This is a genomic window from Nocardia exalbida NBRC 100660, assembly GCF_000308575.1.
Lineage (GTDB): Bacteria > Actinomycetota > Actinomycetes > Mycobacteriales > Mycobacteriaceae > Nocardia > Nocardia exalbida.
The window spans coordinates 24,339-50,929 of the sequence record NZ_BAFZ01000128.1; the positions used below are offsets into that span (position 1 = coordinate 24,339).

The following is a 26,591-nucleotide window of genomic DNA, read 5'->3' on the forward strand; positions in this document are numbered from 1 at the left end:
GGCGTGAGTTCACCCAGCCCTGTTCACGCCAGGCCCGGTAAGGAGACCGCATGACCGAGACCACGCTGCCCCCGAATGGCGGTGCGGGCGACCGTATCGAACCGGTCGATATTCAGAACGAGATGCAGAGCAGCTATATCGATTACGCGATGAGCGTGATCGTCGGCCGTGCGCTGCCCGATGTGCGCGACGGCCTCAAGCCGGTGCATCGGCGCGTGCTCTACGCGATGTACGACAACGGCTACCGGCCGGACCGCGGTTACGTGAAGTCCGCCCGCCCGGTCGCCGAGACCATGGGTAACTATCACCCGCACGGTGACGCGTCGATCTACGACACCCTGGTCCGCATGGCCCAGCCGTGGTCGCTGCGGTATCCCCTCGTGGACGGTCAGGGCAACTTCGGTTCCCGCGGAAACGACGGCGCCGCCGCGATGCGGTACACCGAGTGTCGCCTGACCCCGCTCGCGATGGAACTGCTGCGTGAGATCGACCATGAGACGGTCGATTTCACGCCCAACTACGACGGCCGTTCCCAGGAACCCGTCGTGCTCCCGAGCCGGGTGCCGAACCTGCTGATGAACGGCAGCAACGGCATCGCGGTCGGCATGGCGACCAACATCCCGCCGCACAACCTGAACGAACTCGCCGAGGCGATCTACTGGGCGCTGGATAATTACGACGCGGACGAGGAAGCCACGCTGGCGGCGTGCATGGAGCGCGTCAAGGGCCCGGACTTCCCCACCCATGGCCTGATCGTCGGCGGCCAGGGCATCCACGACGCTTATACGACCGGTCGTGGCTCGATCCGGATGCGCGGCGTCGTCGAGATCGAAGAGGACAACCGGGGCCGGACGACGATCGTCATCACCGAGCTCCCGTACCAGGTCAACACCGACAACTTCATCAACTCGATCGCCGAGCAGGTGAAGGACGGCAAGATCGCGGGCATCTCCGATATCCACGACGAGTCCTCCGACCGCGTGGGCATGCGGATCGTGGTGACGGTGAAGCGCGATGCCGTCGCCAAGGTGGTGCTGAACAATCTCTACAAGCACACCCAGTTGCAGACGAGCTTCGGCGCGAACATGCTGTCGATCGTCGACGGCGTGCCGCGGACGCTGCGGCTCGACCAGATGATCCGGCTCTACGTCGACCACCAGTTGAACGTGATCGTCCGGCGAACCCGCTACTTGCTGCGCAAGGCGGAGGAGCGGGCCCATATCCTGCGCGGCCTGGTCAAGGCACTCGACGCGCTGGACGAGGTCATCGCTCTGATCCGCCGTTCGGCCAACACCGATACCGCCCGGCTCGGCCTGATGGAACTGCTGCAGATCGATGAGATCCAGGCGACGGCGATTCTCGACATGCAGCTGCGTCGCCTCTCCGCCTTGGAACGGCAGAAGATCATCGACGAGCTGGCCAAGATCGAGGCCGAGATCGCCGACCTCAAGGACATCCTGGACAAGCCGGAGCGCCAGCGCGCGATCGTCCGCGACGAACTGGCCGAGATCGTCGACAAGTACGGCGACGATCGGCGCACCAGGATCATCGCCGCCGACGGCGACGTGGCCGACGAGGATCTGATCGCTCGCGAGGACGTGGTCGTCACGATCACCGAGACCGGCTACGCCAAGCGCACCAAGACCGACCTCTACCGCAGCCAGAAGCGCGGCGGCAAGGGTGTGCAGGGCGCAGGGCTCAAGCAGGACGACATCGTCAAGCACTTCTTCGTCACCTCGACGCACGACTGGCTGCTGTTCTTCACGAACAAGGGCCGGGTGTACCGGGCCAAGGCCTACGAACTGCCCGAGGCCAACCGCACCGCGCGCGGCCAGCACGTGGCGAACCTGCTGGCCTTCCAGCCGGACGAGAAGATCGCCCAGATCATCCAGATCAAGTCCTACGACGACGCGCCATACCTGGTGCTCGCCACCAGGAACGGCCTGGTGAAGAAGTCGAAACTGACCGACTTCGACTCCAACCGCAGCGGCGGCATCGTCGCGGTGAATCTGCGCGACGAGGACGAATTGGTCGGCGTGGTGCTCTGCTCGGCCGACGACGACCTGCTCCTGGTCTCCGCGCTCGGCCAGTCGATCCGCTTCTCGGCCACCGACGAGGCGCTGCGGCCGATGGGGCGCGCCACCTCCGGTGTCCAGGGCATGCGGTTCAACGAGAGCGACGAACTGTTGTCGCTCAATGTGGTTCGGGACGGCACATATCTGCTGGTCGCCACCTCCGGCGGCTACGCCAAGCGGACCGCGATCGAGGAGTACACCGCGCAGGGCCGCGGCGGTAAAGGCGTATTGACCATCCAGTTCGACGCGAAACGTGGCACCCTGGTCGGGGCGCTCATCGTCGACGACGACGATGAGTTGTACGCGATCACCTCCGGTGGCGGCGTGATCCGGACGGCAGCGAAGCAGGTTCGCAAGGCTGGACGACAGACCAAGGGCGTGCGATTGATGAACCTCGCGGAGGGCGATACCTTGCTTGCGATCGCGCGCAATGCCGACGAGCCCGATCCCGATCAGGTCTCCGGTGGCGGCGACACCGACTCCTCCGAGAAGTAACCCATCAGCGGCGGCAACGAACGGACCCAAGGATTCCCATTGACCACTCCGAATCAGCCGAATGACGAGCGGCACCAGACGAACGGTGTGACCGAGCGGATCGCACCGTCACCGATCCCGCCGCGGCCGATCCCACGGCCGGTCGCCTCGGCCGAGAACGGTCAGCCCGGCGGCGGCCAGCAGAGCGGCCAGCCGGTCGGTCACCCCGGTGGTGGCCAGGCCGGCGGTCACCCCGGTGGCGCGCAGCCGGGTGGTCACCCGGGCCAGCCGAACGGGCCGCAGTCCGGCGGGCACCCGGGTGGGCAGCCGGGCAACCAGCCCGGCGGCAACCAGCCGAACGCTCAGCAGCGCGAGATCCGCGACCAGCAGGGTGATTTCGCGCCGCAGCAGGGCGCGCCGCAGCAGGGCGCGCCGCAGCAGGGCGCGCCGGACCAGGCGCCCGGCGGCGACGGCCAGGACCGTTTCGACCAGAAGACGGCGCGGATCAACAACCAGGCCCCGCAGTCCGCGCCCGAGAACGAGGACAAGCAACCGGTCGGCGCCGCGGGCAACGGCGGACAACAGTCGCCGTACCAGGACGGGTGGGCGCAGCTGCCGCAGCGGGAGCCGCAGTCCAACCTGTACCGTCCCGGCCAGGCGCCGGTCACCGGACGCCCGAACTCCGGCGGTGGGGGTCTCGGCGGCGGCACGTCCAACGCACGCACCACCGCCGACCTGGCGGCCAAGGCGGCACGCAAGGAAGCGGCCATGGTGAAGTCGGTCGGCATCGACGGGCCCACCCGCAGCATCGCACGCCCGGAACTGATCAAGGACATGCCCGACCTGTCCGAGATCCGGCATCCGCTGCCGCCGAACGAAGCAGGAGTTCCACAGGCCGGGCCGGTTTCGCCCGCGGTTCCGGTCGCGGTCGCCGCGGTTGCCTCCGGGGAGCCGCTGCGGGCCACGGTGCAGATCCGGCGCATCGATCCCTGGTCGACGCTGAAGATCTCGCTCGTCATCAGCGTTGCGATGTTCTTCGTGTGGATGCTCGCGGTCGGCCTGCTCTACATCGTGCTCGAGGGCATGGGCGTGTGGGAGCGGCTGAACAACACGTTCACCGACATGGTGTCGCAGGACAGCGGCTCGGTGGGACTGATCGACGCGGGAACCGTGTTCGGTTACGCGGGCGTGATCGGCCTGATCAACGTCGTGTTGTTCACCGCGCTCGGCACCGTCGGCACCTTCATCTACAACCAGTGCTGCGATCTCGTCGGCGGTATCCAGGTCACCCTGGCCGACCCCGACTAGCAAGGCAGGCATGCACGGACGGCCGGTACCCGCCACCATTGATCGGGTGCCGGCCGTTTCCCTTGGCCACACGGCTTCTACCAGCCGTTTTGGTTCATCGGAGAACTGTTGTGTAGTCTCTACACGTTGTTGTTCACGCGAACAACACCACTACGGGCCTATAGCTCAGGCGGTTAGAGCGCTTCGCTGATAACGAAGAGGTCGGAGGTTCAAGTCCTCCTAGGCCCACTCCATCTTCTCTTCATCTGGTCGTCGACCATCCGAATCCCGCTGGCTCGGAAACTCATGAAAACCACGTGAGTGGGCGCTTTTCCGTGAGCACTCGCCTTTCGTCGGCCGCCGGGCACCTACTCGGGCCACGACCACTCAACGCGATCACGTCCGGGAAGCCCGCTGGGCGGGGTACGGGGATTGCATTCACGAAACCGTGGAACGACAAAGGCTCATGCTCTTGCGAGCATGAGCCTTCGAGGAGTGGAGCCTAGGGGAATCGAACCCCTAACCCCTGCCTTGCAAAGGCAGTGCTCTGCCAATTGAGCTAAGGCCCCGCGGCTGTCACGGCTTGCGCGTACAGACGTCTCGAAACGGTACCTTCTCCCCGCTGAGATGGTCAAAACGGCAGGTTGTCGCGCCGAGGCGCACGCCGATTGCGGCGATGTCGCTGTCCGGCCCGGTATGGACATTTAGGGTTGGTCGCAGCGTCACGATCCGGTTCTTCGATGTGTTGTCGGTTGCTCGATGAGAGGACCCGCATGTCTCGGTATCTGTTCGCCCTCGGCCGCACGGTCGCTCGGTTGCGCTGGTGGGTGCTGGCGGTGTGGCTGGTGCTGCTCGCCTGCGCGATCGGGTTCGCCGCGGTGAGCGGCGGCAAGACCACGGACAACTTCACCATTCCGAACACCGAGTCGCAGGATGCTGTTTCGCTGCTGAAGCAGCGGATGCCGGCCTACAGCGGCGCGCAGATGCAGGTGGTGTTCGCCACCCCGGGATTGGCCAAGGTCACCGACTCGCAGGCGAGCGCGCAGATCCAGCAGGTCATGGCCGGGTTGCGCGGGCTGCCGCAGGTGGCCACCGTGGTCGACCCGTTCGAGGCGAAGACGATCTCACCCGATCAGCGCGTTGCCTTGGGCAGCGTCCAGTTCTCGGTGCCGGTGGGGGAGGTGACCGAGCAGACATTGGATGAGGTCGACCACATCGCCGCGCCCGCCCGCGAGGCGGGGCTCGAGGTGGAGTTCTCCGGAGCGGTGTACCCGGGCTTCACCGCCGAGGTGCCCGAGACGCCCGAGATCCTCGGCATCGCCGCGGCCTTCGTCATCCTGCTGATCACGTTCGGGGCGGTGGTCGCCGCGGGGCTGCCCATCGTCACGGCATTGGTCGGCGTCGCGATCGGTCTGACCGGCATCCTCGGCGTGGCCGCGTTCGTCGACGTGCCCGCGGCGGCGACTTCCCTGGCATTGATGCTGGGATTGTCGTGCGGAATCGACTACGCGCTGTTCATCCTGTCCCGGCATCGGCACAACATCGTGCTGGGTCTGGCCGCGGAGGAGTCGATACCCCTGGCGGTCGGCACGGCGGGCAGTTCGGTCGTGTTCGCCGCGGTGACGGTGATCATCGCGCTGTGCGGGCTGGCGGTCGCCGGGATCCCGTTCCTCACGGTCATGGGGTTGACCGCGGCGGGCGCCGTGCTGGTGGCGATGCTCGTGGCCCTGACTCTGCTGCCCGCGCTTCTCGGGTTCGCAGGCGATACGGTCGCGCGCTTCGTCTCGCCGCCGCTGCATCCCGGACGCGCCGAAGAGGTGGCGCGGATCGCGGCCTACGAACCGGAGCGCACGATGGGGCACAGCTGGGGCCGGTTCGTCACGCGCTACCGGCTGCCTTTGCTCGTGCTCGGTATCGCGACGCTGATCGTCTTGGCGATCCCGGTCACCCGGATCCATCTCGGGTTGCCGAGCGGGGAGTCGCAGCCGGAATCGAGCACAGCGCACAAGGCTTATGACCTGGTCAGCCGTTCGTTCGGTCCGGGTTTCAACGGACCGCTGCTGATGGTGACCGATCTGTCCAGGGCCACCACCCCGGACGCCGCCCAGACGTTGACGGACAGGTTGCGCGCCGAACCCGATGTCGCCGCGGTTCAGCCCGCGGGCAGCGGCGACGGCCTGGTGCTCATCCAGGTCGTGCCGACCACCGGGCCGGACGACGAGGCGACCGCGCAGCTGGTCACCCGGCTGCGCGACAACCGCGACCGGATCGAGGCGAACACGGGCGCCACCTTTCTGATCGGTGGAACGACCGCCGCGAACATCGACACGTCCAACCGGCTGGCCGAGGCGCTGCCGATTTTTCTCCTGGTCGTCGTCGGCTTGGCGCTGTTGCTGCTGACGATCGCCTTCCGCACCGTGCTGGTGCCGTTGTCCTCGATCGTCGGTTTCATCCTGTCGGTCTTCGCGGCACTGGGCGTCCAGGTCGCGGTGTTCCAGTGGGGATGGGGAGCGGAGTTCTTCGGTGTGACGAAGGCGCAGACGCTGAGTTTTCTGCCGATCATCATCCTGGCGATAATCTTCGGGCTTTCCAGCGACTACCAGATCTTCGTCGTCTCCCGGATCAAAGAGGAATACAGCCGCACGGGTGACGCGACCGGGTCGGTGCAGAACGGGGTGGCGCACTCGGCACGGGTGGTGAGCGCGGCGGCGCTGATCATGTTCGCCGTCTTCGTGGCGTTCACCTGGGTCGACAACCCGGTGGTCAAGCCGCTGGCCCTCACGCTGGCGATCGGCGTGCTCCTCGATGCCTTCGTTGTGCGGCTGACGTTGGTGCCCGCGGTCATGGCCCTGATCGGCGAGCGCATGTGGTACCACCCGCGCTGGTTCGGCCGCTACGTCCCCGATCTCGACATCGAGGGCACCGAACTGGACAAGGAGTTCACCGCGAGCGCCGTCCGGGGCAACAGCGGGTGACGCCTGCCGGTGCTCCGGCGGCCTAGTCGAGGGACGGCAGCGGCCGCGAGCAGATCTCGTGCGCCTCGTCGGCGGGGATACCGAACATGCGCAGCAGGTCCTCGGTGACCTGATCGGTGGCGGCCGCGTCGTCGCGCTCGGGGTGATCGTGCAGCAGTTGGCCGAGGCACAGCGCGGCCCCGGACACGATGGTCATGGCCAACTCCGCGTCAGGCGCCCGGAACCGGCCGGTGCGAGCCGCGGCCTCGATATCGCGCCGAGCGCGGGGCGCGAGTCCTTTGTCGGAGGTGGTGAGCGTGAGGCCGGTGTTGAGCAGCACCTTGCTCAGGGTGGGCAGTCTGCGGTGCATACGGCCGGTCAACCGGAAGCTCTGCGCGAAGACTTCGGCGGGGTCGTCCATGCCCTCGGTCAAGTGGTCGAGTACCGCGCCGTGCTTCTCGAGCGCTTCCTCCACCGCCGCGTGGAACAGGTCCTCCCGGCTCTGGAAGTGGTTGTAGAACGACCCCATGCCGACATCCGCGGCCTGGGTGATCTCCAGGATCGGCGCGTTCGGCTTCCCGGTCGCGAGGAACGACTGGGCCGCCGTCACGAGGGCGGCTCGGGTACGGGCCTTGCGGCGCTCCAGGCGGTTGGGTTCCACCTCGGTCCGATCGGTCATGCCCGCTCCTCTCCCTGTCGGCGCCCGACCATGGTAGCGCTGCGGTTCAATAATGACGAATTCCTCAGTGACTCCTTGACTGAAAATCGCGTCGTATGTGACGATATCGTCATTCAAGGAAAGGGAGTGGTCGCTGATGGACCGTCACGACCCACACACCGGATTGCACAGCGAGAACGGTGCGGTAGCGGGCGAACATCCGGGACGGGCGCGCGAACCGATCGTGAAAGTGCACGATCTGGCGTGGCTCGAATTCCAGAAGCCGGACCTGGAGCGCGCCGAGGTCTTCGCGCACGCGTTCGGTTTCGCCACCTCGTTTCGCACAGGGGACGAGCTGTATTTACGAGGTGCTGATCCGCAGGCGCCGTGCGTGCTGATCCGCCGAGGCGTGCGCTCGCGGTTCGACGGCCCGGCCTTTCGTGCGGCGGACGCCGCCGACCTGCTCCGATTGGCCGAGGCCACAGGCGGCACGGTGGCGGCCCTGCCCGAGACCCTGGGCGGGTCGACCGTCGAGCTCACCGATCCGAGTGGATTGCGGGTGCGGGTGGTCGCCGACACCGACGAACTCGCCGCTCTGCCCGCCCAGCAGCCGCATACGTTCAACTTCGGGCACGAAGTGGCGCGGGTCAATCGGACGCAGCGGCCGCCCCGGGTGCCCGCCCGGGTTCAGCGGCTGGGGCATGTGGTGGTGCAGACCACCAGGTATCTCGAAACGCTCGATTGGTACCTGCAGCACTTGGGGCTGATCGTCAGTGACTTCCTCTACTACCCGGGTCAACGCGAGCGCGGCCCGGTGATGAGCTTCATCCGCTGTGATCGCGGCCGGACGCCCACCGACCATCACACGCTGGCACTGGTGCTCGGCCCGGCGAACCGGTACGTGCACTCCGCTTACCAAGTCGCCGATCTGGATGCCATGGCCGCGGGCGGGGAGTACCTGCGTGATCACGGTTACTTCCGGTCGTGGGGGATCGGCAGGCATATCAAGGGCAGCCAGATCTTCGACTACTGGCGCGACCCGGACGGGTTCCTCGTCGAGCATTTCAGCGACGGCGACATGTTCGACTGCACGGTGGAACCCGGCTGGGCACCGTTCACCGCGTCCGGGCTGGCGCAGTGGGGGCCGCCTGCCAGCAAAGACTTCCTCGGCCTCAAACCGGGCCGGGAAACTCTTCGCGAGCTGCGCACGATGGTCGACGCGCTGCGCGAGGACAACGAATTCGATCTCCGTCGCCTGCGCGGCCTGTTGAAAGTAGCCGGTTCATGAGCATTTCCGTTCTCCGCACCGCCGACGCCTGGTGGGTGGTCACACCCGCGGGCGCGGCCGAGGTCGACACCACGGCGACCACCACCGGGCAACTGCTGGCGGATCGGCAGGCGATCCGCGCGGCGTCCACGAGCAGCGAGGTCGTGCCGGTCGAGAGCCTGGCGCCGGTCTCGCCGGTGACCGCGCCGTGCCGGGTGGTCGCCCAGATGACCAACTTCGCCTCGCACGTCCGGGATTCCGGCGGTGACCCGGCGACGGTGCCGCTGACCTTCTTCCGCAAGGCCTCGGGGTCGATCAGCGGCCCGCACGACGACGTCATCCGGCCGCCGCACGTGCGGCTGCTGGATTACGAGGTGGAGATCGGCCTCGTGTTCGGTCGCGACATGCCGGTCGGATCGGAGATCACGAGCGACAACCTGGCCGACTACATCGCCGGTCTCGTGGTCACCAACGACATCTCCGCCCGCGACGTCCAGTTGCCGAAAACCCAGTTCTACGAGGCGAAATCGTATCCGACGTTCACCCCGGTGGGACCTGTGCTCGTGCTTCTGGAAGACGACGAGCTGAAACGGTTCACCGATCTGCGGCTGCGGTTGTGGGTCAACGGCGGCCTGCGTCAGGACATGACCGTCGCCGACATGATCTACCGGCCGTTGGAGACCCTGCGGGCATTGACCGGTTTCCAGCGCATGGACGCAGGCGACCTGCTGCTCACCGGAACTCCCATCGGCACGGCGATCAGCGCCCCGCCCAAACCGGTCGAGATCATCGGCTCACTGCTTCCGCCCGCGGTGAAGTGGAAGATGTTCTTCAAGAACCAGGCCAAGAACCCGAAGTATCTGCACGACGGCGACGTCGTCGAGGCCGCGATAGCCACCGACGACGGCGTGATCGACCTCGGCCGCCAGCGCACCACGGTGAGGTACCGGTGACCGAGGATTTGCGGTGGTCGCCGCGCGCCGACGCAACCCGCCGGGATCTTCTCGACGCCCTCGACGAGCCGCCCGGAGTGCGGAGTATCGCGGTCACGGTCGACGACGGCGCGAAAGTCGCCACTGTCGAGCTGGACCACACCGGTGACGAATGCATTGTCGCGGTGATTCCGGGTCGGTACGCGCTCGCGTGGAAGCGCGGGGTGCTCCGATGAGCTTCGCATCGGTCCTGCTCGCCGCGGTGCCGGCGGTGTTCTTCTCGGCGATCGGTGTGGCGAAGATACTGGCGGTGCCGTCGATGCGGGAACGGGCCACGCACACCGGATACTCCGTCGCCGCCTACCGGGGCATCGGCTTCGCGGAGATCGCGGGCGCCCTCGGGCTCCTGCTCGGCATCGGCTGGTGGCAGCTCGGCCTCGCGGCGGGGATCGGCCTGGTGCTGTTGCTGGTCGGCGCCGTCGTCGTCCACGTGCGCGTCGGCGACGGCATCCGCGAGTTCGCCCCGGCGATCGTGGGTTGTCTCGTCGCCGTCGGGTATCTCGTGACGCTGCTGGGAGCCGCCCGGTGAACGTTCCCGTCGTGATCGTCGGCGCCGGACCCACCGGGCTCACCGCGGCCCTACTGCTCGCCCGACACGGCGTCGAGTCGCTGGTCCTGGAACGGTGGGATGGTATCTATCCGCAACCGCGCGCGGTGCACTTGGACGGTGAAATCCGCAGGCTCCTGGGAAGGTTGGGTGTCGGGGAGGAATTCGACGCCATCTCCCGGCCTGCGCTCGGCCTGCGTCTGCTCGACCGGGATATGCGGGTGCTGGCCGAATTCCACCGCGATCCGGTCGGCGGCCGCAACGGGTACCCGGACGCGAACATGTTCGACCAACCGGAGTTGGAGGCGATTCTGCGTACCGCGGCGCAGCGCCATACGGGCGTGACTGTTCGGGGCGATGCCGAAGTCACCGCGGTGACCCAGGAGATCCGCGGCGCACGGGTCGACTTCACCGACCGGACCACCGGCGCGGCGGAGTCGGTCCACGCGCGGTACGTCCTGGGCTGCGACGGGGCGAACAGCCTGGTGCGCGCGTCGATCGGCGCCGAGATGCGTTCGCTGAACTTCGAGCAACGGTGGCTGGTCGTCGACGTGGCCACCACGGCCGACCTCGGGGCGTGGGAAGGCGTGCATCAGGTCTGTGATCCCTTCCGCGCCGCGACCTACATGCGCATCGGAACGACACGGTATCGATGGGAATTCCGCCTGCGTCCCGGTGAGGCAGCGGCCGACTACGAGGAGATCGGCCGGGTTCACGAGCTGATCCGCCCCTGGACCGGCGATATTCCGGTGGAGGAAGTCCAGTTGCTCCGGGTGGCCGAGTACACCTTCCGCGCGCAGATCGCCGACCGCTGGCGGGCGGGCCGGGTCTTCCTGCTGGGCGACGCCGCCCATCTCACACCACCGTTCATCGGGCAGGGCATGGGCGCGGGCCTGCGGGACGCGGCCAACCTCACCTGGAAGCTCGCGGGCGTGCTTGCCGGAGACCTGCCCGAACAGGTGCTGGACTCCTACGAGATCGAACGAAAACCACACGCGCGAAACATGATTCGGCTGGCGAAGGTCATCGGCATGGCGATGACCGAGGGCGGTGAACTGGGCAACCTGCTGCGCCGCCTCCTCGCTCCGCGCCTGCGTCGCCTACCCGGTTTCCACGCACTGGTCACCAGCGGTGAGACACCGCCGCTACGCCGGTCCGGGCTGGTCGCGCGGCCGCGCCTGGGTGGCGGCCGGGCGGGCCATCTGGTGCCCAACGCGGTCCTGGAGGGCGGGCGTCGCTACGACGACGTCATCGGAGGCCGGTACGCGATCGTCACCGCGGTTCAGCCGACCTCCGCGGACCGCACACTGGTCAGCGAACGCGGGGGAGTGCTGGTGGCGGCAGCCCCAGGGACCGATCTGCGGAGGTGGCTGCGGCGGCCCGGCGCCCGGGCGGTTCTCGTCCGTCCGGACGGCGCCGTGCAGCGCTCGGCACGGGACCTGCCGGGACTCTGCGCGGCCATGCCTCGATTCGGTTCGCGCGCTCGCGAGGATCGCGCCGACGGCTCGAGCCCTCCTGGGCCCGCTCCCGGCAGCGCAGTAGGGTGGAAACCATGAAACTTCTCCTCACCGTCGGCGTCGCGCTTCTGGTTCTCTTCGGCATCTCCAAACTGCGCCGGCGCAGCGACGCGGACATGTGGCACGAGGTGACCACCCGCTGAAACCCGGGGGCCTTAGCTCAATTGGCAGAGCACTGCCTTTGCAAGGCAGGGGTTAGGGGTTCGATTCCCCTAGGCTCCACTGATTACGCACTCGAGGATTCGAGGGATACGCCGCTGATGTTTGTGTCCAATTGGACACAGAGCAGTGGCGGCACAGCCGCAACAACAGGGCGCAATCGGACGGTATTCGCCGGTACTGTGCCAGACTGACCGGGCACAGTAATGCACTCCTCACCCTCGGAGGACCGTCTATGACGAATTCTGTTGCGCCACTCGAATTGCCCGAACCCCTGGTCATCACGCTGGGGAATCTCAAGGGCGGGGTCGGTAAAACGACATCAGCGTTCTTCTTGGCGAGCTACTTCGCTTCGGTTCACGAACGCCGGGTGCTGGTGATCGATGCCGACCCGCTCAGCCAAACCGGGTACTCCTGGTACCGGCGTCTGGTCAAAGGAGGCATCGAGGTGCCGTTCGACCTGGTCGCCTTCCCCTCACGGCACGTCAACGACTGCATCACCGACAACGCAGCCGATTTCGACGTCATCATCGTGGATGCCGGGGGTGAGTCGGCCGAGATCTTCAAGGCCGCGATTCCCGAGAGCGATGAGCTGTTGCTGCTGACGAGTGTCAGCCCGTCCGAGGTGAAACGAGTCCCGAGCACCTTCAAAGCCGCCGAGGAAGCAGCGGCCGACAGCAACCGGGAAATACGGGTGCGGGTGCTGATGACAAAAGTGCCGGTGATCATGAAGAAAGGTGTGAATGTCTCGACCGAATACCGTGCGCAGCGGGGATATCTGGAGAGCGCGGGCTACGACGTATTCGGTTCCTATTTGAGCGCGTGGAAATGGTATCGAGAAGCGGCCGACGGGGAGGTCGGGGAGGGCGCGGAGAACCCGATCGAGGATCTCGGCGAATACCGGCAGGTGGGCGACGAGCTGGTGAACGCCTACCGGGCACTATTGGAGGTGCCGGCCTGATGCCTCCACAACGCAGGAAGGGTTCGATCGGCGGCGCCAATCCGCTGTCCGACGCCGCGGAACACACCCCGCCCGTCTCACCGCTGCGCGATGCCGAATGGCGGCGGTCGAAGCCGGCCGTGAGCCCGAATGTCTTGACCATGCCGGTGCCCGACGCGGGTGACGGCCCGCTGAGCGACCGCGAGCGCGCGCAATTGACGGTGTGCGAATCATCGATCGACACGCTGCGCATAGCGTTCTGGGCGGCCGGGCGCGCCCTGCAGATCGTGCGCGACGGCCGACTGTACCGGGACAGCCACGAGACGTTCGACGAGTACGTGGAACAGCGGTGGGACATGCAGCGGTCCTACGCCCACAAGCTCATTCGCGCTTGGCCGCTGGCCGCGCGGCTGCATCCGATCGCGCCCGCGATCAACGAGGGGCAGGTGCGCGAACTGTTGCCGGTGGCGGCCGAATACGGCGAAGACGCGGCGGTCACCGTGTACACCACCGTGGCGGCGGGCGCCGACGTGAAAGTCACCGCGGGAAAGCTCCGGCAAGCGGTGGCGCTCCTGCCCGAACGCTATGACGAAGACGTGGTGATCGAGCGTCTTCAAGCGTGGTTGCGCGGTGAGCTGCGGGACGAAAACGACCGTGCGGCCGACATCTTCACCGCCATGGAATCTCGGCTCGCCGCGCTGACCAAGCGCGTCGTCAGGGGGTCCAACGACGACCCGCGCGCGGCCCGCGAGTTCGCGGCGAGGCTCCGGACGATCGCCAGACAGATCGAGGAACAGATCACCGCGTGAACGACGAATGAACGATGCGCCCCGCAGCGGAACCGTTTCCGCGCGGGGCGCGGTGTCTCCGGGTGAATACATTTCGGTGTCGCGGAATTCATATCGCAGAACTACACGGCGAAACGAGTTATTATTTCGTTACGAAATCAAAGGCGCGTTGTGCTTTACAAGGTGCGATATATGCCGAAAGGTGAACGCTCGGATCGGATCCGCTGGACTGACGAATCACCGTGATGGTTTTCGAATCAATTCGAAGTCTTTGGTGACGTCCCACGCGCCGGGAACCACGGCGCCGTACGGCCCACCGAAGGCAAGCGATATGAGCATCGGAGGACCGCATCATGGCATCATCGACCGACGTCCGATATATCCGCTACCTGCGGCGAGCCGTCTTCTGGGCACTCACCGCGGGGGCGGCCGCCCTGCTGGGCATGTTGTTCAACGCCGCGGAGGCATCGGCTCAGCCGGTGACCATCCCGGGCGTAGGAACATTCGAGGTTTCCGACGAAATACCGCTTCCCGACGCACCGGAAAAACTGTTCCGGAACAACGCTATCCTTCCGGTCACGGAAGCTCCGGTAACGGCTGGAATCCGGGAAATCGAGGCCGCCGCAGCTACTCCCGTCTCGAACATCGAAATCGCACCGGCCACGCTCGGCCCGGCGGTCGAGTCCCCGGTCTCGGTTGTCGTCCCCGCGATCGAACTGCCGGTGCCGACGATCATTCCGGCGATCGAGATTCCGCTCCTCGGGGCACTCCCGGAGATCGAACTCCCGTTCCTCGCCGAGTTCCCTGACATCATGCCGAGGGCACCCACCCCGCCCGCGGCGGTGATACCGCAGAAGAGTGCCGGAGAGATGGCAGTCGACGCGGCACGAACCAAACTCGGCTCCGATTACAGCTATGGCGCGGTCGGCCCCGATTCCTTCGATTGCTCCGGTTTGGTGCAGTGGTCCTACGAGCAGGCCGGCGTGGAGCTGCCGCGCACCAGCTACGACCAGCTCGCCACCGGAACGCCGGTGCCGCTCGACGAACTGCAACCAGGCGACGTGGTGTCGTTCTACGGCGGAAGCCACTCCGCCCTCTACGCCGGCGACGGCAAAGTCATCCACGCATCGACCTACGGCATCGGGGTGACCACTTCCCCGCTCGCCTCGATGCCGGCGACCGGCGCCCGCCGATTCTGACTTCCTCTGGTGAATTCACACCGGCAGTTCCCGGTCCGGCAGAGCCTGCCGCGACGAGCACCGACAGATGCCCGGCGACTCAGTCCGTGAGGGGACCGTGCCGGTCCAGGTGCAGGTAGGTGAATCCGGTGACGAACAGGCACACCACGGTCGCGGTGATCAGCATGGCCCAGCCCGCCACCAGCAGACTCAGCAGTCCGCCGAGCAGCGCGCCGAGCACGAAACCGGTGTAGAGCAGGAAGTATCCGAGCCAGTCGGCGTAATCGCCGCCGCTGAGATGACGTTCGATACCCTGCCCCATCTTGACCAGAGTCCCGGTGACGTAACTGAGCGGCACCGAAACCTCACCGTTCTGCACGAACGATGTGTTGAGCGCCCCGACGCCGAAAGCGACGAGCATGATCGGCAGCAGCCCGATCGGCTCGATTCCCCTCCGATACTCCAGGATGTCGATGACGGATGCGAGCGCCAGGCACACGGTGGTGAGCAGAGTGGCTCCATGCGGGTGCCCCGACCAGTAACGCCTGCGGCACCACGAGGCCACGACCACACCGGCGACAAATGACATCAGCAACCCGGTGGCCGCCAACGCCATGTCCGGCTCGTCGTGGAAGTACCCGAGGACAGCCCGTTCGGTATTGCCCGTCATGAACGTGACGAAATAGCCGGCCGTATGCATGAATGCCGCAGCGCCGATCAGCCCGGCGAGTGCGGCCAGTACCCAGGACAGTCTGGCCTCGGAGTCGAATAGCGCACTTCTCCGGCTTTCCTCCAGTTCCGGCACAGGTCGAACTCCTTCCGGTACGACGCGACACCCCAGTGAAGCAGGCAGTTCATCGGATTCGCCGACGCAGCGCCGAGAGACTGCCCCGCGGCGGCTAGGAGTCCCGCGCCGGCACCCTGCGCAACCGGCATCGAGCGTCCGGACGCGGCGGCCGGGGTCGGGCTCGGTATGGCCCGGGGGAATCGCTGCTCGGTTACCGTGCTGAGGTGGATACTCTGTTCGACTTCCTGCTGACCGCGCCGGTGGCGACCGCGCCGCTGGACGATGTCGCCGCCGCGTGGACGCGACATCGCGTGGCCGCGAACCGATTCGACCAGCCGGTGGAGATCGCGATCGCGGGTGGCTTCGGCGCCGACCGGCTCGGGTTCGCCTTCCTGTCCGGCTATCAGGAGGCGTTGCGGACGCTGATTCCGGACCTGCCGGACGACGAGCTGGTCGCGATGTGCGCGACCGAGGAGGGCGGCGGCCATCCCGCCGCGATCCACACCACGCTCACCGAACGGGACGGGGCCTGGCTGGTCGACGGTGCGAAGTCGTTCGCGACCATGGGCTCGTTCGCACGACAGTTGGTGGTGATCGCCAGTGTCGGCGCGGCGCCCGACGGACGGAATCGGCTGCGCGCCTGCATGGTCGAGGCGGGCGAAGCCGGTGTGCGTCTGGCCGATCGTCCAGCGCTCCCGTTCGCGCCCGAGGTTCCGCACGCTTCGGTCGTGCTGACCGGCGCGCCCGCGCTGGTGCTGCCCGGCGACGGATATCTGGACTACCTCAAGCCGTTCCGGACGATCGAGGACATCCACGTGCTGGCTGCCACGCTGGGCTGGCTGGTACGGGTGGCCCGGGCGTCGGACTGGCCGCGGGCGAGTCGGCAACAGTTGCTGACCGCGGTCGCCGCGGTGCGCGGCCTGGACATCGCCGCGCCGAGTTCCGCGGGCGTGCACATCGCTCTCGGCGGCGTTTTCGAATTGTTCGGTTCGCTGCTTGCCGAACTCGAGCCGCTGTGGCAATCCGCGGACCCGGTGACGCGACAGCGGTGGGAGCGCGACCGGCCGCTGCTGGCCACCGCAGGGCGGGTGCGCGGGCAACGGCTCACCGCCGCGTGGCGAGCGATGGAACCGGACGACCAGTTGGATTAGCGCTCGACCTGGCCTGAAATGGGGAGCGGGCCTCGGCGAAGGGGGGGAGTTAGCCGAGGCCCGCGTAGGGTCGGCCCGGGGGGAGGGGCCGACGTGAACGATGCTACTCGATGATGTGCGGTTGTGTGTGCGCGGGGACGGCCACGTTCCAAGTTTTTTCGGGTTGGCTCACCTTCCGGACGACCTGTGACGGCCCTTGCCGCGCGACCAGCCGATCCCCTTGCTCCGAATTGTTGTCCTATAGTTTGCCAAAAGCCTTGGCGAGCAACCTATTCCGATCCATTTCGTAGTGGTGACCTGCTATGGCACCGAGCGGCCCAGAACATGCCGACCAGTCGCCGCGCCACGAAAACGATGGAAACTCCGGCGTGTCGACAACGCCGGGTGTGGCGCCGCGTGGCGTGCGCGCCGCCCGAACTTGTCGTACCCCGATGCGAACATGTGTTCGTGTTCACCGACTCTGTGGTTCCCGCCGAGCGCACCCGCTCGCCGCGACGGCTCGCGCTCGAACGTCCCCCATTCGAGTACGGGTCTTCCTCGATTCGGGTAGTCCGCTACGCGCGCTCCGATGCCGGGGCACGCGGGACCATCGAACCGGTCGCATTCCGATCCGGTACCCCCGAGCACCGACTGGATCGGAATGCGGCCTTCTGCTGTGCCCGGGTAGTTCCCGAGGCCGCGCACCCGGAACAAATCGGATGAAATTGTCGGCGGGCGGGACAATACTGACTCGGGTATCGGCCGGTCACCCGATCCAGCGAGTCGTCGGGCGCCTGGCGTCGCACTGCATCACATCGAACTCATCAACCCCAGGAGAATCATGCCCGACGCAATAGTCGCCGAGGGTCTGGTCAAACGATACGGCCAACTGGTGGCCCTCGACGGCCTCGACCTGAGCGTCCCGGAAGGGACCGTCACCGCACTGCTCGGACCCAACGGCGCAGGTAAGACCACCACCGTCCGGGTGTTCACCACCCTGCTGGTGCCGGATGCCGGACGCGCGACGGTCGCGGGAATCGATGTGCTGCGCGAGCCGCAGGCGCTGCGTTCCCGCATCGGGGCGTCGGGGCAATACGCCGCGGTCGACGAATACCTCACCGGTTTCGAGAATTTGGAAATGGTGGGACGTCTTTATCACATGGGCGTACAGCGAAGTAAGGAACGAGCCCGCGAATTGCTCGAACGATTCCGGCTCACCGACGCAGCGGACCGACCGGTCAAGGGCTACTCCGGCGGTATGCGCCGTCGTCTCGACCTGGCGGGCGCGCTGGTCGCGAATCCACCCGTCCTTTTTCTGGACGAGCCGACCACCGGGCTGGATCCCCGCGCCCGTCTGGATCTTTGGGACGTCATCGAGGAATTGGTGGCAGGCGGGACCACGTTGCTGCTCACCACGCAGTACATGGAAGAGGCGGATCGGCTCGCCGATTCGATCGCGGTGATCGACCACGGCAAGGTGATCGCGAAGGGCACCGCGGACGAACTCAAGACCATGGTCGGCGGCGACCGGATCGAGCTGACCGTCGACCGCGCCGACAATCTCGCGACGGCCGAGACCGCCCTGAAAGACCTGGCCGATGGCGAGATCCACCTCGAACCGGGGTTGCGCAGGATCACCGTCCCGGTCGCCGACGGATCGCAGGCTCTGGTGGAGGCGGTGGGGCGGCTGGCCGAGCACAACGTACAGATCCACGATGTCGGTCTGCGCCGTCCGTCCCTGGACGACGTCTTCCTCACCCTCACCGGCCACGAAGCGGAGACGAGCGCCGTCGGCGACGCGGCGGACGACAAGCTGGAAGCTACGGAAGGAACGATCCGATGACCGCGACGGCCCCGGCCCTGACACGGCCCTCGCTGGGCGAGCGACTGTCCATCGTGGTCAGTGACAGCGTGACGATCGCGAAACGCAATGTCATCAAGATCAAGCGGGTACCCGACGTCCTGATCTTCTCCACACTCTCGCCGATCATGTTCGTGCTGCTGTTCGCCTACGTCTTCGGCGCGGCCATCGATGTGCCCGGTCTGTCCGGCGGATACCGCGAGTTCCTCATCGCGGGCATCTTCGCGCAGACCGTGGTGTTCGGCGCGACCTTCACCGGCGCGGGACTGGCCGAGGACATGCAGAAGGGCATCATCGACCGATTCCGCTCGCTGCCGATGGCTTCGTCGGCGGTGCTGGTCGGCCGCACGATCAGCGATGTGGTGATCAACGTGGTCAGCCTGACGGTGATGTCGCTGACCGGTCTGGTGGTCGGCTGGCGGATTCGCGGTTCGTTCCTGGACGCGGTGCTGGCCTACATCCTGCTGCTGCTGTTCGCCTACGCGGTGTCCTGGATCATGGCCGTGGTGGGCCTGCTGGTGCGGGCGCCGGAGGTGTTCAACAACGCCAGCTTCATGGTGATCTTCCCGCTGACGTTCATCGCCAACACGTTCGTCCCCAGCGACAAGTTGCCCACCGCCCTGCGGGTGATCGCGGAATGGAACCCGGTATCCGCGCTGACCCAGGCGACGCGCGACCTGTTCGGCAACACCAGCCCGCTCGCACCGACGTCGGACTCCTGGCCGCTGCGGCACCCGGTGATCACCTCCCTGGTGTGGGTGGTGGTGATCATGGTGGTGTTCGTGCCGCTGGCCCTGCGTCAGTACAAGAAGACGGTCAGTCGCTGACCGGCGATTCCCGATCAGCGATCGTGTTCCGCGCCGGCTTCCGCCAAGGGTGCCGGCGCGGAGCCGTTACGGGAGTACCCGATGCGCGGGGGAGCGGGGGCGGGCTCCGGCTGCTGCGGCCGCCGGCTACGGACCAGATAGGCCACGCCGCCCGCCAGCGCGACTGCCGCCGCGAGGAGGAGCCGATTACGTGAACGCGAAGAGACATGCAAGCGCCCCGAGGTCATTGCACCACTCTAGGCACAGCCCGCCGATTCGCGCAGGAGGCCCAGCTCACAGCACGGTCCGGCCCAGTTCCGCGGCTGGATCGCCAACCGTGGCACGATGGGCGTCGTGACCTCACCGAATCAGACATCCGTGGCAACGCTGCACACGAATCATGGCGATATCAAGCTCGCGCTCTTCGGTAACCACGCGCCCAAAACGGTGCGCAATTTCCTAGGTCTCGCCGAGGGTTCGGCACCGTACACCACCGCGAACGCCAGCGGGGGCAACACCGGCCCGTTCTATGACGGCGCTCTGTTCCATCGCGTGATGGCCGGATTCATGATCCAGGGTGGCGATCCCACCGGTACCGGTCGCGGCGGCCCGGGTTACGAGTTCGGCGACGAGTTCCACCCGGAGTTGCGGTTCGACCGGGGCTACTTGCTGGCGATGGCCAACGCGGGGCCGGGCACCAACGGCTCGCAGTTCTTCATCACCGTTCGCCCGCAGCCGCATCTCAACCGCAAGCACACGATCTTCGGTGAAGTGGTGGATCCGGATTCCCGGAAGGTCGTCGACTCGATCGCGACCACCGGGACCGATCGCAACGACCGCCCGCTGGAACCCGTCGTTATCACCAAGATCACGATCGAATGAGACTATGAATCCCCAGCCGCCCGCACCCACGTGCGTCCGCCATCCGAATCGCCCGACCGGCCTGGCCTGCACGCGGTGCGGGCGGCCGTCCTGCGCGGAATGCCTGCGTCCCGCAGCCGTCGGCCAGCACTGCGTCGACTGCCTGCGCACGGATCAGCGTGGCGTCGCTCCGGTGCGGACGGTCTCGGGCGCGGCAGCGGCCCGCACATCCGCACCTTATGTGACCTATGCGCTGATCGCGATCAACATGGTGATCTACGCGATCACCGCGGCCCAGTCGAAGAACCTGATGGACAACCAGCTGGGTTCCGCGCTGTTCGTGGACTGGGTGCTGTGGGCACCGGCCGTCGCGGACGGCGAATGGTGGCGGGTGCTCGGTTCCGGGTTCCTGCACTACGGCCCGATCCACCTGGCGCTCAACATGTTCGCCCTGTACGTGGTGGGCCGCGATGCCGAGCTGGTGCTGGGACGATTGCGCTATCTCGCGGTGTACTCGGTTTCGCTGCTCGGCGGGTCCGCCGGGGTCATGCTGTTCTCGCAGAACAGTCTTACGGCGGGCGCGTCCGGCGCGGTGTACGGCTTGTTCGGTGCGATCACGATCATCCTGCTCCGGTTGCGCCAGAACCCGAATCAGATGCTCATCATCATCGGCATCAACGTCTTCATCAGTTTGTCGCTGCCCGGCATCTCACTCTGGGGCCATCTCGGCGGTCTGGCCGCGGGCACGCTCGCGACCCTCGGCATCCTGTTCCTGCCCGGGTGGCTGCGAGTGAAAACTCCGCAAGCGGCACGGGTGGTCGGCTGGGCAGCGGTGGCGCTCGTCGCCGTCGCGGCGCTGGCAACGGTGGTAGTGAGCGCGATCACTTCCGCTGCGTGACACGCTGATTCGCTTCACGTGAAACATTCGCGTCCGCGTGGGACGAATGCACGTCAGCGAGTCTTGTCCTCGGTGAGCCGCAGTGCTCCTACCAGGTCTTGGTAGACGAGTTCAGGGTTTGCGCCCAGATCCCAGCGGCCGAAGATCAGGAGCCGCTCGGTGCCATCGTGCTGGACATCGAGTTCCAGCATCGGCATCTTGCGCCCGAGACGTCGGTAGCTCACCACGCGGGCGCGACTGATCTGCTCAGGGGCGTATTCGTCCGCCCCCGTCAGCGTGCGGACGACCATGCGCGGGTGCGCGCCGGTTATCACCGACAGCCGCGGGCGTTGCCGGAACCCGAGCCCGGCAAGGGCGAGCAGTCCGACGGCGGCGAGTCCCACGAGCAGGCGGCTGGCGGCTTCGGAGGTGACCACCGCGGCGACGGCCAGCGCGATGCCGCCCACGGTAACCGCGACGAGAGCGGGTGTCGGCGTGGTCCAGGCCAGGCGCGGCTCTTCGCGGTCCCGCGGGCCGGGGGCCGGGGGCTCCGGACTCACAGCACTCCCCAATCGCTCCTCGAGTTGTCCACAGGCTCATCCACAGGTGTGCATGAATGACACGTCTGTAATCCGGGTCGGCGTTGTGCTCAGCGCCAGCGCATCGTCATGATCAGCCCGACCACCATCAGGCCGAAGCCGATCAGGAAGTTCCAGGCGTTGAGGTCGTTCATCCAGCTGATCTGCTCGGCCGCCAGATAGTAGACGAGCAGCCACACCAGCCCGGCGAGCATGAACCCGAGCATGATGGCGACATACCAGACCGGAGACGGCCCCGCCTTCACCTTCACCGGCGTCCGGCTGGCGGGGTTGATCGTATAGTCGGTCTTCTTACGGACCTTCGACTTGGGCATGACGTCCTCGTATTCGGCGGCAGGTCGTGGTCTCTAGGCTATCCCAACAGGTAATGGATGCGACGCGGTGCCGGGCGGGGACGTAATCTCGATGTCATGCGTGTTCTGGTCGTCGACAATTACGACAGCTTCGTCTTCAACCTGGTGCAGTACCTCGGGCAACTCGGTGTCGACGCTGTCGTCTGGCGCAACGACGAGCCGAATCTGGCCGACGTCGGCGCGGTCGTAGGCGATTTCGACGGCATTTTGATCAGCCCCGGCCCCGGCACCCCCGACCGTGCGGGCGCCAGCATCCCGTTGGTGCGCGCCTGCGCGCAGCAGAGTGTTCCGCTGCTCGGCGTGTGCCTCGGCCACCAGGCGATCGGTGAGGCGTTCGGCGCCACCGTCACCAGGGCCCCGGAGCTGCTGCACGGGAAGACGAGCGAGGTCTTCCACATCGGCGCGGGTGTGCTGGCCGGTCTGCCCGACCCGTTCACCGCCACGCGGTACCACTCGCTCACCGTCGTGGAAGACACCCTGCCCGAGGAGATCGAGGTGCTCGGACGCACCGAGAGCGGGATCGTGATGGCCATGCGTCATCGCACCTTGCCCATCCACGGTGTGCAGTTCCATCCGGAATCGGTGCTCACCCAGGGTGGGCACCGGATGCTGGCCAACTGGCTCGGCGTGTGCGGGGAGCGCCCCGCCGAGGGTTTGGTGCAGACGCTGGAGGCGGAGGTCGCCGCGCTGGTGTTGCGGTGACCCGTCCGCATGTGCTGCTGTCGGTCGCGGCGAGCATCGACGGGTACATCGACGACGCGAGCCCGCAGCGGCTGCGCTTGTCCGACGCGGCGGACTTCGACCGGGTGGACCAGGTCCGCGCGGACTCCGACGCCATCCTGGTCGGCGCGCAGACCCTGCGCAGCGACAACCCGCGATTGCTCGTCGACAGCGCCGAACGCAGGGCGGCGCGCGTCGCGGCGGGCAAACCGGAATTTCCGCTGAAGGTGACCGTCTCGGCGAGCGGCGACTTGGCTCCGGAGCTGCGGTTCTGGCACTACGGCGGCGACAAGCTCGTGTACTCCACCGCGGCGGCCGCGCCGGAACTCACCGCCCGCCTGGCCGGATTGGCCGAGGTCGTGGCTCTCGGGACCGAGCTCGATTTCGGTGCACTGCTGGACGATCTGGGCCGACGGGGTGTCGACCGGCTCATGGTGGAGGGCGGCACCCGCATCCACACCGCGTTTCTCGCCGCCGATCTGGCCGACGAACTGCATCTAGCGATCGCCCCGATCCTGGTGGGAGACATCGCGGCGCCGCGCTTTCTCGACCCGGCCGACTTTCCGGGCGCGCCTCATCGCCGGATGCGCCTTACCGACGTGACGCAAGTCGGGGATGTCGCGGTGTTGCGTTACCTGCCGAAGGCCGAGCCTGCCTGACGCCGACGCGATCCCTCGGCGTCGAGGGCACGCGGAACAGCTCGGCGTGACGCCGCGAGCCGTCCAGGACGAGCGAACCGCGGACGGCCATCGGCCGTCCGCGGTTCGAACTCACCTGGCACCTCGCCCCGGCTGCCCGCACCGGCGGCATGGGCCGCTGCTCCCCGGAGTCGCCGAGCGGGAGCCCGGCCGAAAGACGCCGAAGTACCTTGTGCGGACACGGAAGGCGTTGTCGGGTGCGTTCCTCCGCGCCGGTCCGAAATCTATGGACGTCCGTAGACGGCGGTGACGAACTCGCCGAGCTGGTTGTCGTCCAGATGCCGGGCCAGGTCCGCCTCGCTGATCATGCCGACCAACCGCTTGTCCTCGATGACCGGCATGCGCTTGACCCGGTTGCTTTCCATCTCGTCGAGGACTTCCTCGATGTCGGCGTTGGCGTCGACCCACCGGGGCGTCGATTCACACAGTTCATCCACCCGGCATTCCGACGGGGTCTTGCCCTGGGCGATGCACTTCACCACGATGTCGCGGTCGGTGACGATGCCGCACATCCGCTCGTTCTGGTCGGAGATGATCAGGGACCCGACGTCGAGTTCGGCCATGGTGCGTGCGGCCTGCTCGATTGTCGTGTCCTTCGAAATCCACTGGACGCCCGGTTTCATGATGTCCCTGGCAGTGGTCATGAGCTACCTCCTCGTGCTCAGCTGCGCTGATTGGGATGAAGCAGCATCATTCTCCCGCAATTCACACCGGTTGGTCTTGTTTTCTGGATACCGGCGGCGGCGCCGATCACGGCGGGCCGAGTACCCCCACGCCGACCAGGATGGCGCTGTTCTTCTGGATCGAACTGCCCGCCGACGGTTGCTGGCTGAGGATGCGCCCGACATTGCCCGCGTCGAAGGTGCCCTGCGGGGACTGGCTGATCTGGCTGGTGCTGCCGGCCCAGCCTTCCGCGCGCAGCTTCTCCACCGCCTGCGAGACGGTGAGACCGACCAGCGACGGCATCTTCAGGTCACCCGCGGACACCTGGACCGTGACCGTGGAACCCTTCTCGGCGCTGCTGCCGCCTGCCGGGCTGGAGGCGACCACCTCGCCCTTGGGCTTCGAGGACTGCACCTCCTGGACGACGACCTTGAAGCCGTTGCCCTCGATGTTCGGCTGCGCCACGTCGATGCTCTGCCCGACGACGTAGGGAACGCGGACCGCCTCCGGGCCGGTGCCGACGGTGACGACGATTTCCCAGTCGACGTCGACCTTCGAACCCGGCGACGGGTTCTGCTCGATCACCTGGTCCTTCTCGGCGGTGCTCGACGGTTTGCGCTCGACGTTCGGATTGATCCGAAGGCCCTTGGAGTTCAAGACCTGCTCGGCCTGCTCCTGGGACAGACCGGTCAACTTCGGCACCTGGACCTGCGCGGGACCCGAGGACACCTGGACCGTGACCGTGCTGCCCTCATCGATCCGCGAGCCGCCGAGCGGCTGGGTCGCGATCACGTTTCCCGTGGCGACCTTGCTATCGGGCTTCTGCTGGATCGCCACGGTGAAGCCGAGCTTCTGCAGCGCGTCCTGCGCTTGCTGCGAGGACTTGTTGGACAGGTCGGGAATGGCCACCTGGTCCGGTCGGCTTCCCGGCCCGAGCAGCACCCAGAACAGCGCGAAAGCCACCGCGACGGCCGCGACGGCGCCGATCGCGATGTAGGCGGTCCGGCGCCGTCCGTTCGGCTCGGCCGGATCCTGCTCGGCGGTGTCGTCGTGGCGCTCGACCGTACGGTAGTTGCGCGGCGGGGGCTCGTCCGCGCCCATCATGGTGGTGCGGTCCTCGTCGGTCATCACCATCGGGGCGCTGGGCTTCTGGCCGCCGAGCACCCGGATCAGATCGGCGCGCATCTCGGCGGCGCTCTGGTATCGGTTGGCCGGATTCTTGCTCATCGCCTTGAGCACGACCGAGTCCAGTTCGCGCGGCACCCCGGAGTACACGTGCGAGGGCAGTCGCGGGTCTTCCCGGACGTGCTGGTAGGCGACGGCGACCGGGGAATCACCCGTGAAAGGCGGCTCCGCGGTGAGGATCTCGAACAGCACACAACCGACGGAGTAGACGTCCGAGCGCGCGTCCACCGTTTCGCCGCGCGCCTGCTCCGGGGAGAGGTACTGCGCGGTGCCGATCACCGCCGCGGTCTGGGTCATGGGGTTGGAGTTGTCGGCGAGTGCGCGCGCGATGCCGAAGTCCATCACCTTCACCGCGCCCGACCGGTTGATCATGATGTTCGCGGGCTTCATGTCGCGGTGCACGATCCCGGCCTTGTGGCTGAAATCCAAGGCGGCGCAGACATCCGCGATGATCTCCATCGCGCGGCGCGGCGGCAGCGGTCCCTTGCCGCGCACGATGTCGCGCAGTGTGTCGCCGTCGACGTACTCCATCACGATGTACGGCAGCGGGCCGCCGTCCACCTCCGCCTCGCCCGTGTCGTAGACCGCCACGATGGCCGGATGATTGAGCGCGGCCGCGTTCTGCGCTTCGCGCTTGAACCGCAGGTAGAACGTGGGGTCACGGGCCAGGTCGGCCCGCAGGACCTTGATAGCCACGTCCCGGCTCAAGCGGACGTCGCGAGCCTTGTGCACCTCGGACATACCACCGAACCCGATGATCTCGCCCAGCTCGTAGCGAGACGAGAGATTCTTCGGGGTCGTCATGGCAGTCCTTGCGAAGAAGTGGCGGATCCGCTGCGGGTGGCCGAAGGCCCTCGGGCACCGGGAATCTCCGGGAATGGTATGTCGAGAGTCGGGATGCGCGGACGGCTGGTTGTGGCGGTGGGCGCGGTGGTCGTCGGCTTCGTCGTGCTCGGTGCCGTGCTGGTGGGCGGCGGGGTGGTCGTCGTCGGCTCCGGTGTCGTGGTCTTCGGCTCGGTGGTGGGCGGTTCGTAGGTCTCGGTGTCCACGGGCGGAGGTGCGGGCTTGGGCGTCGTCGTGGCCACCGGCGGGACGGGCTTGGGGTTCGGCGCGACCGTCACGGTCGGCGACGGCGTGGAATCCGGATTGGTGTCTCCACCGAAGAGCAGGTAGGCCGTGAGCGCCCCGAGCAGCACCGCGCCGATGCCGAGCCCG

The 26,591-nt window shown here is 66.9% G+C and carries 24 protein-coding genes, 3 tRNA genes and 1 pseudogene; 20 read left to right on the plus strand and 8 right to left on the minus strand.

The genetic code is table 11. The features are described 5' to 3' along the window. Positions 1-50: 50 nt before the first annotated feature. The 3 genes from gyrA to ON29_RS29660 all read left to right on the plus strand — a co-directional run bounded on the left by gyrA (position 51) and on the right by ON29_RS29660 (position 4,085). On the plus strand, positions 51-2,570 hold the full coding sequence (gyrA, locus tag ON29_RS29650) for a DNA gyrase subunit A (RefSeq protein ID WP_040871390.1): 2,520 nt from the start codon (positions 51-53) through the stop codon (positions 2,568-2,570). A 39-nt stretch (positions 2,571-2,609) separates the two neighbouring features. Beyond that, positions 2,610-3,857: a DUF3566 domain-containing protein gene (locus ON29_RS29655; RefSeq protein WP_040871391.1), complete on the plus strand. Its 1,248-nt coding sequence runs from the start codon at positions 2,610-2,612 to the stop codon at positions 3,855-3,857. Positions 3,858-4,011: 154 nt separating this feature from the next. Then, positions 4,012-4,085 (plus strand) — tRNA-Ile (locus tag ON29_RS29660). Between the two features lie 247 nt (positions 4,086-4,332). Here ON29_RS29660 and ON29_RS29665 read toward each other — a convergent pair. Next, a tRNA-Ala gene (locus ON29_RS29665) sits at positions 4,333-4,405 on the minus strand. A 204-nt stretch (positions 4,406-4,609) separates the two neighbouring features. Between ON29_RS29665 and ON29_RS29670 the strand changes: the two genes are divergently transcribed. After that, positions 4,610-6,811 (plus strand): MMPL family transporter, encoded by a 2,202-nt coding sequence (locus ON29_RS29670; RefSeq protein WP_040871392.1) that lies wholly within the window; start codon positions 4,610-4,612, stop codon positions 6,809-6,811. A gap of 22 nt (positions 6,812-6,833) precedes the next feature. Here ON29_RS29670 and ON29_RS29675 read toward each other — a convergent pair whose 3' ends face one another. Then, positions 6,834-7,469, minus strand: a complete 636-nt coding sequence (locus ON29_RS29675) for a TetR/AcrR family transcriptional regulator (RefSeq protein WP_040871394.1) — start codon at positions 7,467-7,469, stop codon at positions 6,834-6,836. 133 nt (positions 7,470-7,602) lie between these two features. Between ON29_RS29675 and ON29_RS29680 the strand changes: the two genes are divergently transcribed. The 9 genes from ON29_RS29680 (at position 7,603) to ON29_RS37970 (ending at position 14,857) form a co-directional block, all read left to right on the plus strand. Then, on the plus strand, positions 7,603-8,736 hold the full coding sequence (locus tag ON29_RS29680; protein ID WP_085994964.1) for a VOC family protein: 1,134 nt from the start codon (positions 7,603-7,605) through the stop codon (positions 8,734-8,736). After that, entirely contained in the window at positions 8,733-9,668 is a 936-nt protein-coding gene (locus tag ON29_RS29685) for a fumarylacetoacetate hydrolase family protein (RefSeq protein WP_040871397.1), read from the plus strand. The genes ON29_RS29680 and ON29_RS29685 overlap by 4 nt, the downstream gene beginning before the upstream one ends. Next, positions 9,665-9,883 carry a hypothetical protein gene (locus ON29_RS29690; RefSeq protein ID WP_040871398.1) on the plus strand — a complete coding sequence of 73 codons (219 nt, stop codon included), beginning with the start codon at positions 9,665-9,667 and terminating at the stop codon, positions 9,881-9,883. The genes ON29_RS29685 and ON29_RS29690 overlap by 4 nt, the downstream gene beginning before the upstream one ends. After that, entirely contained in the window at positions 9,880-10,236 is a 357-nt protein-coding gene (locus ON29_RS29695) for a DoxX family protein (RefSeq protein WP_040871399.1), read from the plus strand. Before ON29_RS29690 ends, ON29_RS29695 begins: the two co-directional genes overlap by 4 nt. Further along, a complete protein-coding gene (mhpA, locus tag ON29_RS29700) occupies positions 10,233-11,810 on the plus strand; it encodes a bifunctional 3-(3-hydroxy-phenyl)propionate/3-hydroxycinnamic acid hydroxylase MhpA (RefSeq protein ID WP_040871400.1) in 1,578 nt (525 codons plus the stop codon). The genes ON29_RS29695 and mhpA overlap by 4 nt, the downstream gene beginning before the upstream one ends. Positions 11,811-11,920: 110 nt before the next feature. Continuing rightward, positions 11,921-11,993: transfer RNA gene (locus ON29_RS29705), tRNA-Ala, on the plus strand. Between the two features lie 52 nt (positions 11,994-12,045). Beyond that, a complete protein-coding gene (locus ON29_RS34105; RefSeq protein WP_157172942.1) occupies positions 12,046-12,891 on the plus strand; it encodes a ParA family protein in 846 nt (281 codons plus the stop codon). Next, positions 12,891-13,679, plus strand: a complete 789-nt coding sequence (locus ON29_RS34110) for a hypothetical protein (RefSeq protein WP_051175733.1) — start codon at positions 12,891-12,893, stop codon at positions 13,677-13,679. Before ON29_RS34105 ends, ON29_RS34110 begins: the two co-directional genes overlap by 1 nt. Positions 13,680-14,374: 695 nt before the next feature. After that, positions 14,375-14,857, plus strand: a complete 483-nt coding sequence (locus tag ON29_RS37970; RefSeq protein WP_040871419.1) for a C40 family peptidase — start codon at positions 14,375-14,377, stop codon at positions 14,855-14,857. A gap of 79 nt (positions 14,858-14,936) precedes the next feature. On the opposite strand, the gene ON29_RS29725 is transcribed toward ON29_RS37970, so the two are convergent. Beyond that, positions 14,937-15,641, minus strand: coding sequence for a YoaK family protein (locus ON29_RS29725; protein WP_083864150.1), 705 nt, complete (start codon positions 15,639-15,641; stop codon positions 14,937-14,939). Between the two features lie 206 nt (positions 15,642-15,847). Here ON29_RS29725 and ON29_RS29730 point away from each other — a divergent pair, with 206 nt between their 5' ends. The 5 genes from ON29_RS29730 (at position 15,848) to ON29_RS29755 (ending at position 21,179) form a co-directional block, all read left to right on the plus strand. Continuing rightward, entirely contained in the window at positions 15,848-16,774 is a 927-nt protein-coding gene (locus ON29_RS29730) for an acyl-CoA dehydrogenase family protein (protein WP_040871402.1), read from the plus strand. 820 nt (positions 16,775-17,594) lie between these two features. Next, positions 17,595-18,596, plus strand: coding sequence for a daunorubicin resistance protein DrrA family ABC transporter ATP-binding protein (locus ON29_RS29740; protein WP_040871404.1), 1,002 nt, complete (start codon positions 17,595-17,597; stop codon positions 18,594-18,596). Continuing rightward, positions 18,593-19,441, plus strand: a complete 849-nt coding sequence (locus ON29_RS29745; protein WP_051175735.1) for an ABC transporter permease — start codon at positions 18,593-18,595, stop codon at positions 19,439-19,441. The genes ON29_RS29740 and ON29_RS29745 overlap by 4 nt, the downstream gene beginning before the upstream one ends. A 333-nt stretch (positions 19,442-19,774) precedes the next feature. Beyond that, positions 19,775-20,302, plus strand: a complete 528-nt coding sequence (locus ON29_RS29750) for a peptidylprolyl isomerase (RefSeq protein ID WP_040871422.1) — start codon at positions 19,775-19,777, stop codon at positions 20,300-20,302. 4 nt (positions 20,303-20,306) lie between these two features. Continuing rightward, positions 20,307-21,179 carry a rhomboid family intramembrane serine protease gene (locus ON29_RS29755; protein ID WP_040871405.1) on the plus strand — a complete coding sequence of 291 codons (873 nt, stop codon included), beginning with the start codon at positions 20,307-20,309 and terminating at the stop codon, positions 21,177-21,179. 53 nt (positions 21,180-21,232) lie between these two features. On the opposite strand, the gene ON29_RS29760 is transcribed toward ON29_RS29755, so the two are convergent. After that, positions 21,233-21,718: a PH domain-containing protein gene (locus ON29_RS29760; protein ID WP_051175737.1), complete on the minus strand. Its 486-nt coding sequence runs from the start codon at positions 21,716-21,718 to the stop codon at positions 21,233-21,235. An 89-nt stretch (positions 21,719-21,807) separates the two neighbouring features. Beyond that, a complete protein-coding gene (crgA, locus tag ON29_RS29765; RefSeq protein WP_040871406.1) occupies positions 21,808-22,071 on the minus strand; it encodes a cell division protein CrgA in 264 nt (87 codons plus the stop codon). 96 nt (positions 22,072-22,167) lie between these two features. Between crgA and ON29_RS29770 the strand changes: the two genes are divergently transcribed. Further along, positions 22,168-22,812, plus strand: coding sequence for an aminodeoxychorismate/anthranilate synthase component II (locus tag ON29_RS29770; protein ID WP_040871408.1), 645 nt, complete (start codon positions 22,168-22,170; stop codon positions 22,810-22,812). After that, the gene (locus ON29_RS29775) at positions 22,809-23,489 is read left to right on the plus strand and encodes a RibD family protein (protein ID WP_040871409.1); all 681 of its coding nucleotides are present in this window, start codon (positions 22,809-22,811) and stop codon (positions 23,487-23,489) included. The genes ON29_RS29770 and ON29_RS29775 overlap by 4 nt, the downstream gene beginning before the upstream one ends. 263 nt (positions 23,490-23,752) lie before the next feature. Here the strand turns inward: ON29_RS29775 and ON29_RS29780 are convergent, their stop codons facing one another. The 3 genes and pseudogenes from ON29_RS29780 to ON29_RS36765 form a co-directional block, all read right to left on the minus strand. Next, a complete protein-coding gene (locus ON29_RS29780; protein ID WP_040871410.1) occupies positions 23,753-24,172 on the minus strand; it encodes a CBS domain-containing protein in 420 nt (139 codons plus the stop codon). A 106-nt stretch (positions 24,173-24,278) separates the two neighbouring features. Continuing rightward, the gene (gene pknB / locus ON29_RS29785; protein ID WP_040871411.1) at positions 24,279-26,180 is read right to left on the minus strand and encodes a Stk1 family PASTA domain-containing Ser/Thr kinase; all 1,902 of its coding nucleotides are present in this window, start codon (positions 26,178-26,180) and stop codon (positions 24,279-24,281) included. Then, positions 26,177-26,591 (minus strand): annotated as a pseudogene (locus ON29_RS36765) (serine/threonine protein kinase); the annotation flags it as partial. The gene pknB and the pseudogene ON29_RS36765, both read right to left, overlap by 4 nt.

What these genes read in the sequence shown, in the direction of transcription:
- gyrA (WP_040871390.1), top strand. Translation starts at nt 51, where the DNA reads ATGACCGAGACCACGCTGCCCCCGAATGGCGGTGCGGGCGACCGTATC.
- ON29_RS29670 (WP_040871392.1), top strand. Translation starts at nt 4,610, where the DNA reads ATGTCTCGGTATCTGTTCGCCCTCGGCCGCACGGTCGCTCGGTTGCGC.
- ON29_RS29675 (WP_040871394.1), bottom strand. Translation starts at nt 7,469, where the DNA reads ATGACCGATCGGACCGAGGTGGAACCCAACCGCCTGGAGCGCCGCAAG.
- ON29_RS29685 (WP_040871397.1), top strand. Translation starts at nt 8,733, where the DNA reads ATGAGCATTTCCGTTCTCCGCACCGCCGACGCCTGGTGGGTGGTCACA.
- ON29_RS29695 (WP_040871399.1), top strand. Translation starts at nt 9,880, where the DNA reads ATGAGCTTCGCATCGGTCCTGCTCGCCGCGGTGCCGGCGGTGTTCTTC.
- ON29_RS34110 (WP_051175733.1), top strand. Translation starts at nt 12,891, where the DNA reads ATGCCTCCACAACGCAGGAAGGGTTCGATCGGCGGCGCCAATCCGCTG.
- ON29_RS29740 (WP_040871404.1), top strand. Translation starts at nt 17,595, where the DNA reads ATGCCCGACGCAATAGTCGCCGAGGGTCTGGTCAAACGATACGGCCAA.
- ON29_RS29745 (WP_051175735.1), top strand. Translation starts at nt 18,593, where the DNA reads ATGACCGCGACGGCCCCGGCCCTGACACGGCCCTCGCTGGGCGAGCGA.
- ON29_RS29755 (WP_040871405.1), top strand. Translation starts at nt 20,307, where the DNA reads ATGAATCCCCAGCCGCCCGCACCCACGTGCGTCCGCCATCCGAATCGC.
- crgA (WP_040871406.1), bottom strand. Translation starts at nt 22,071, where the DNA reads ATGCCCAAGTCGAAGGTCCGTAAGAAGACCGACTATACGATCAACCCC.
- ON29_RS29770 (WP_040871408.1), top strand. Translation starts at nt 22,168, where the DNA reads ATGCGTGTTCTGGTCGTCGACAATTACGACAGCTTCGTCTTCAACCTG.
- ON29_RS29780 (WP_040871410.1), bottom strand. Translation starts at nt 24,172, where the DNA reads ATGACCACTGCCAGGGACATCATGAAACCGGGCGTCCAGTGGATTTCG.
- pknB (WP_040871411.1), bottom strand. Translation starts at nt 26,180, where the DNA reads ATGACGACCCCGAAGAATCTCTCGTCTCGCTACGAGCTGGGCGAGATC.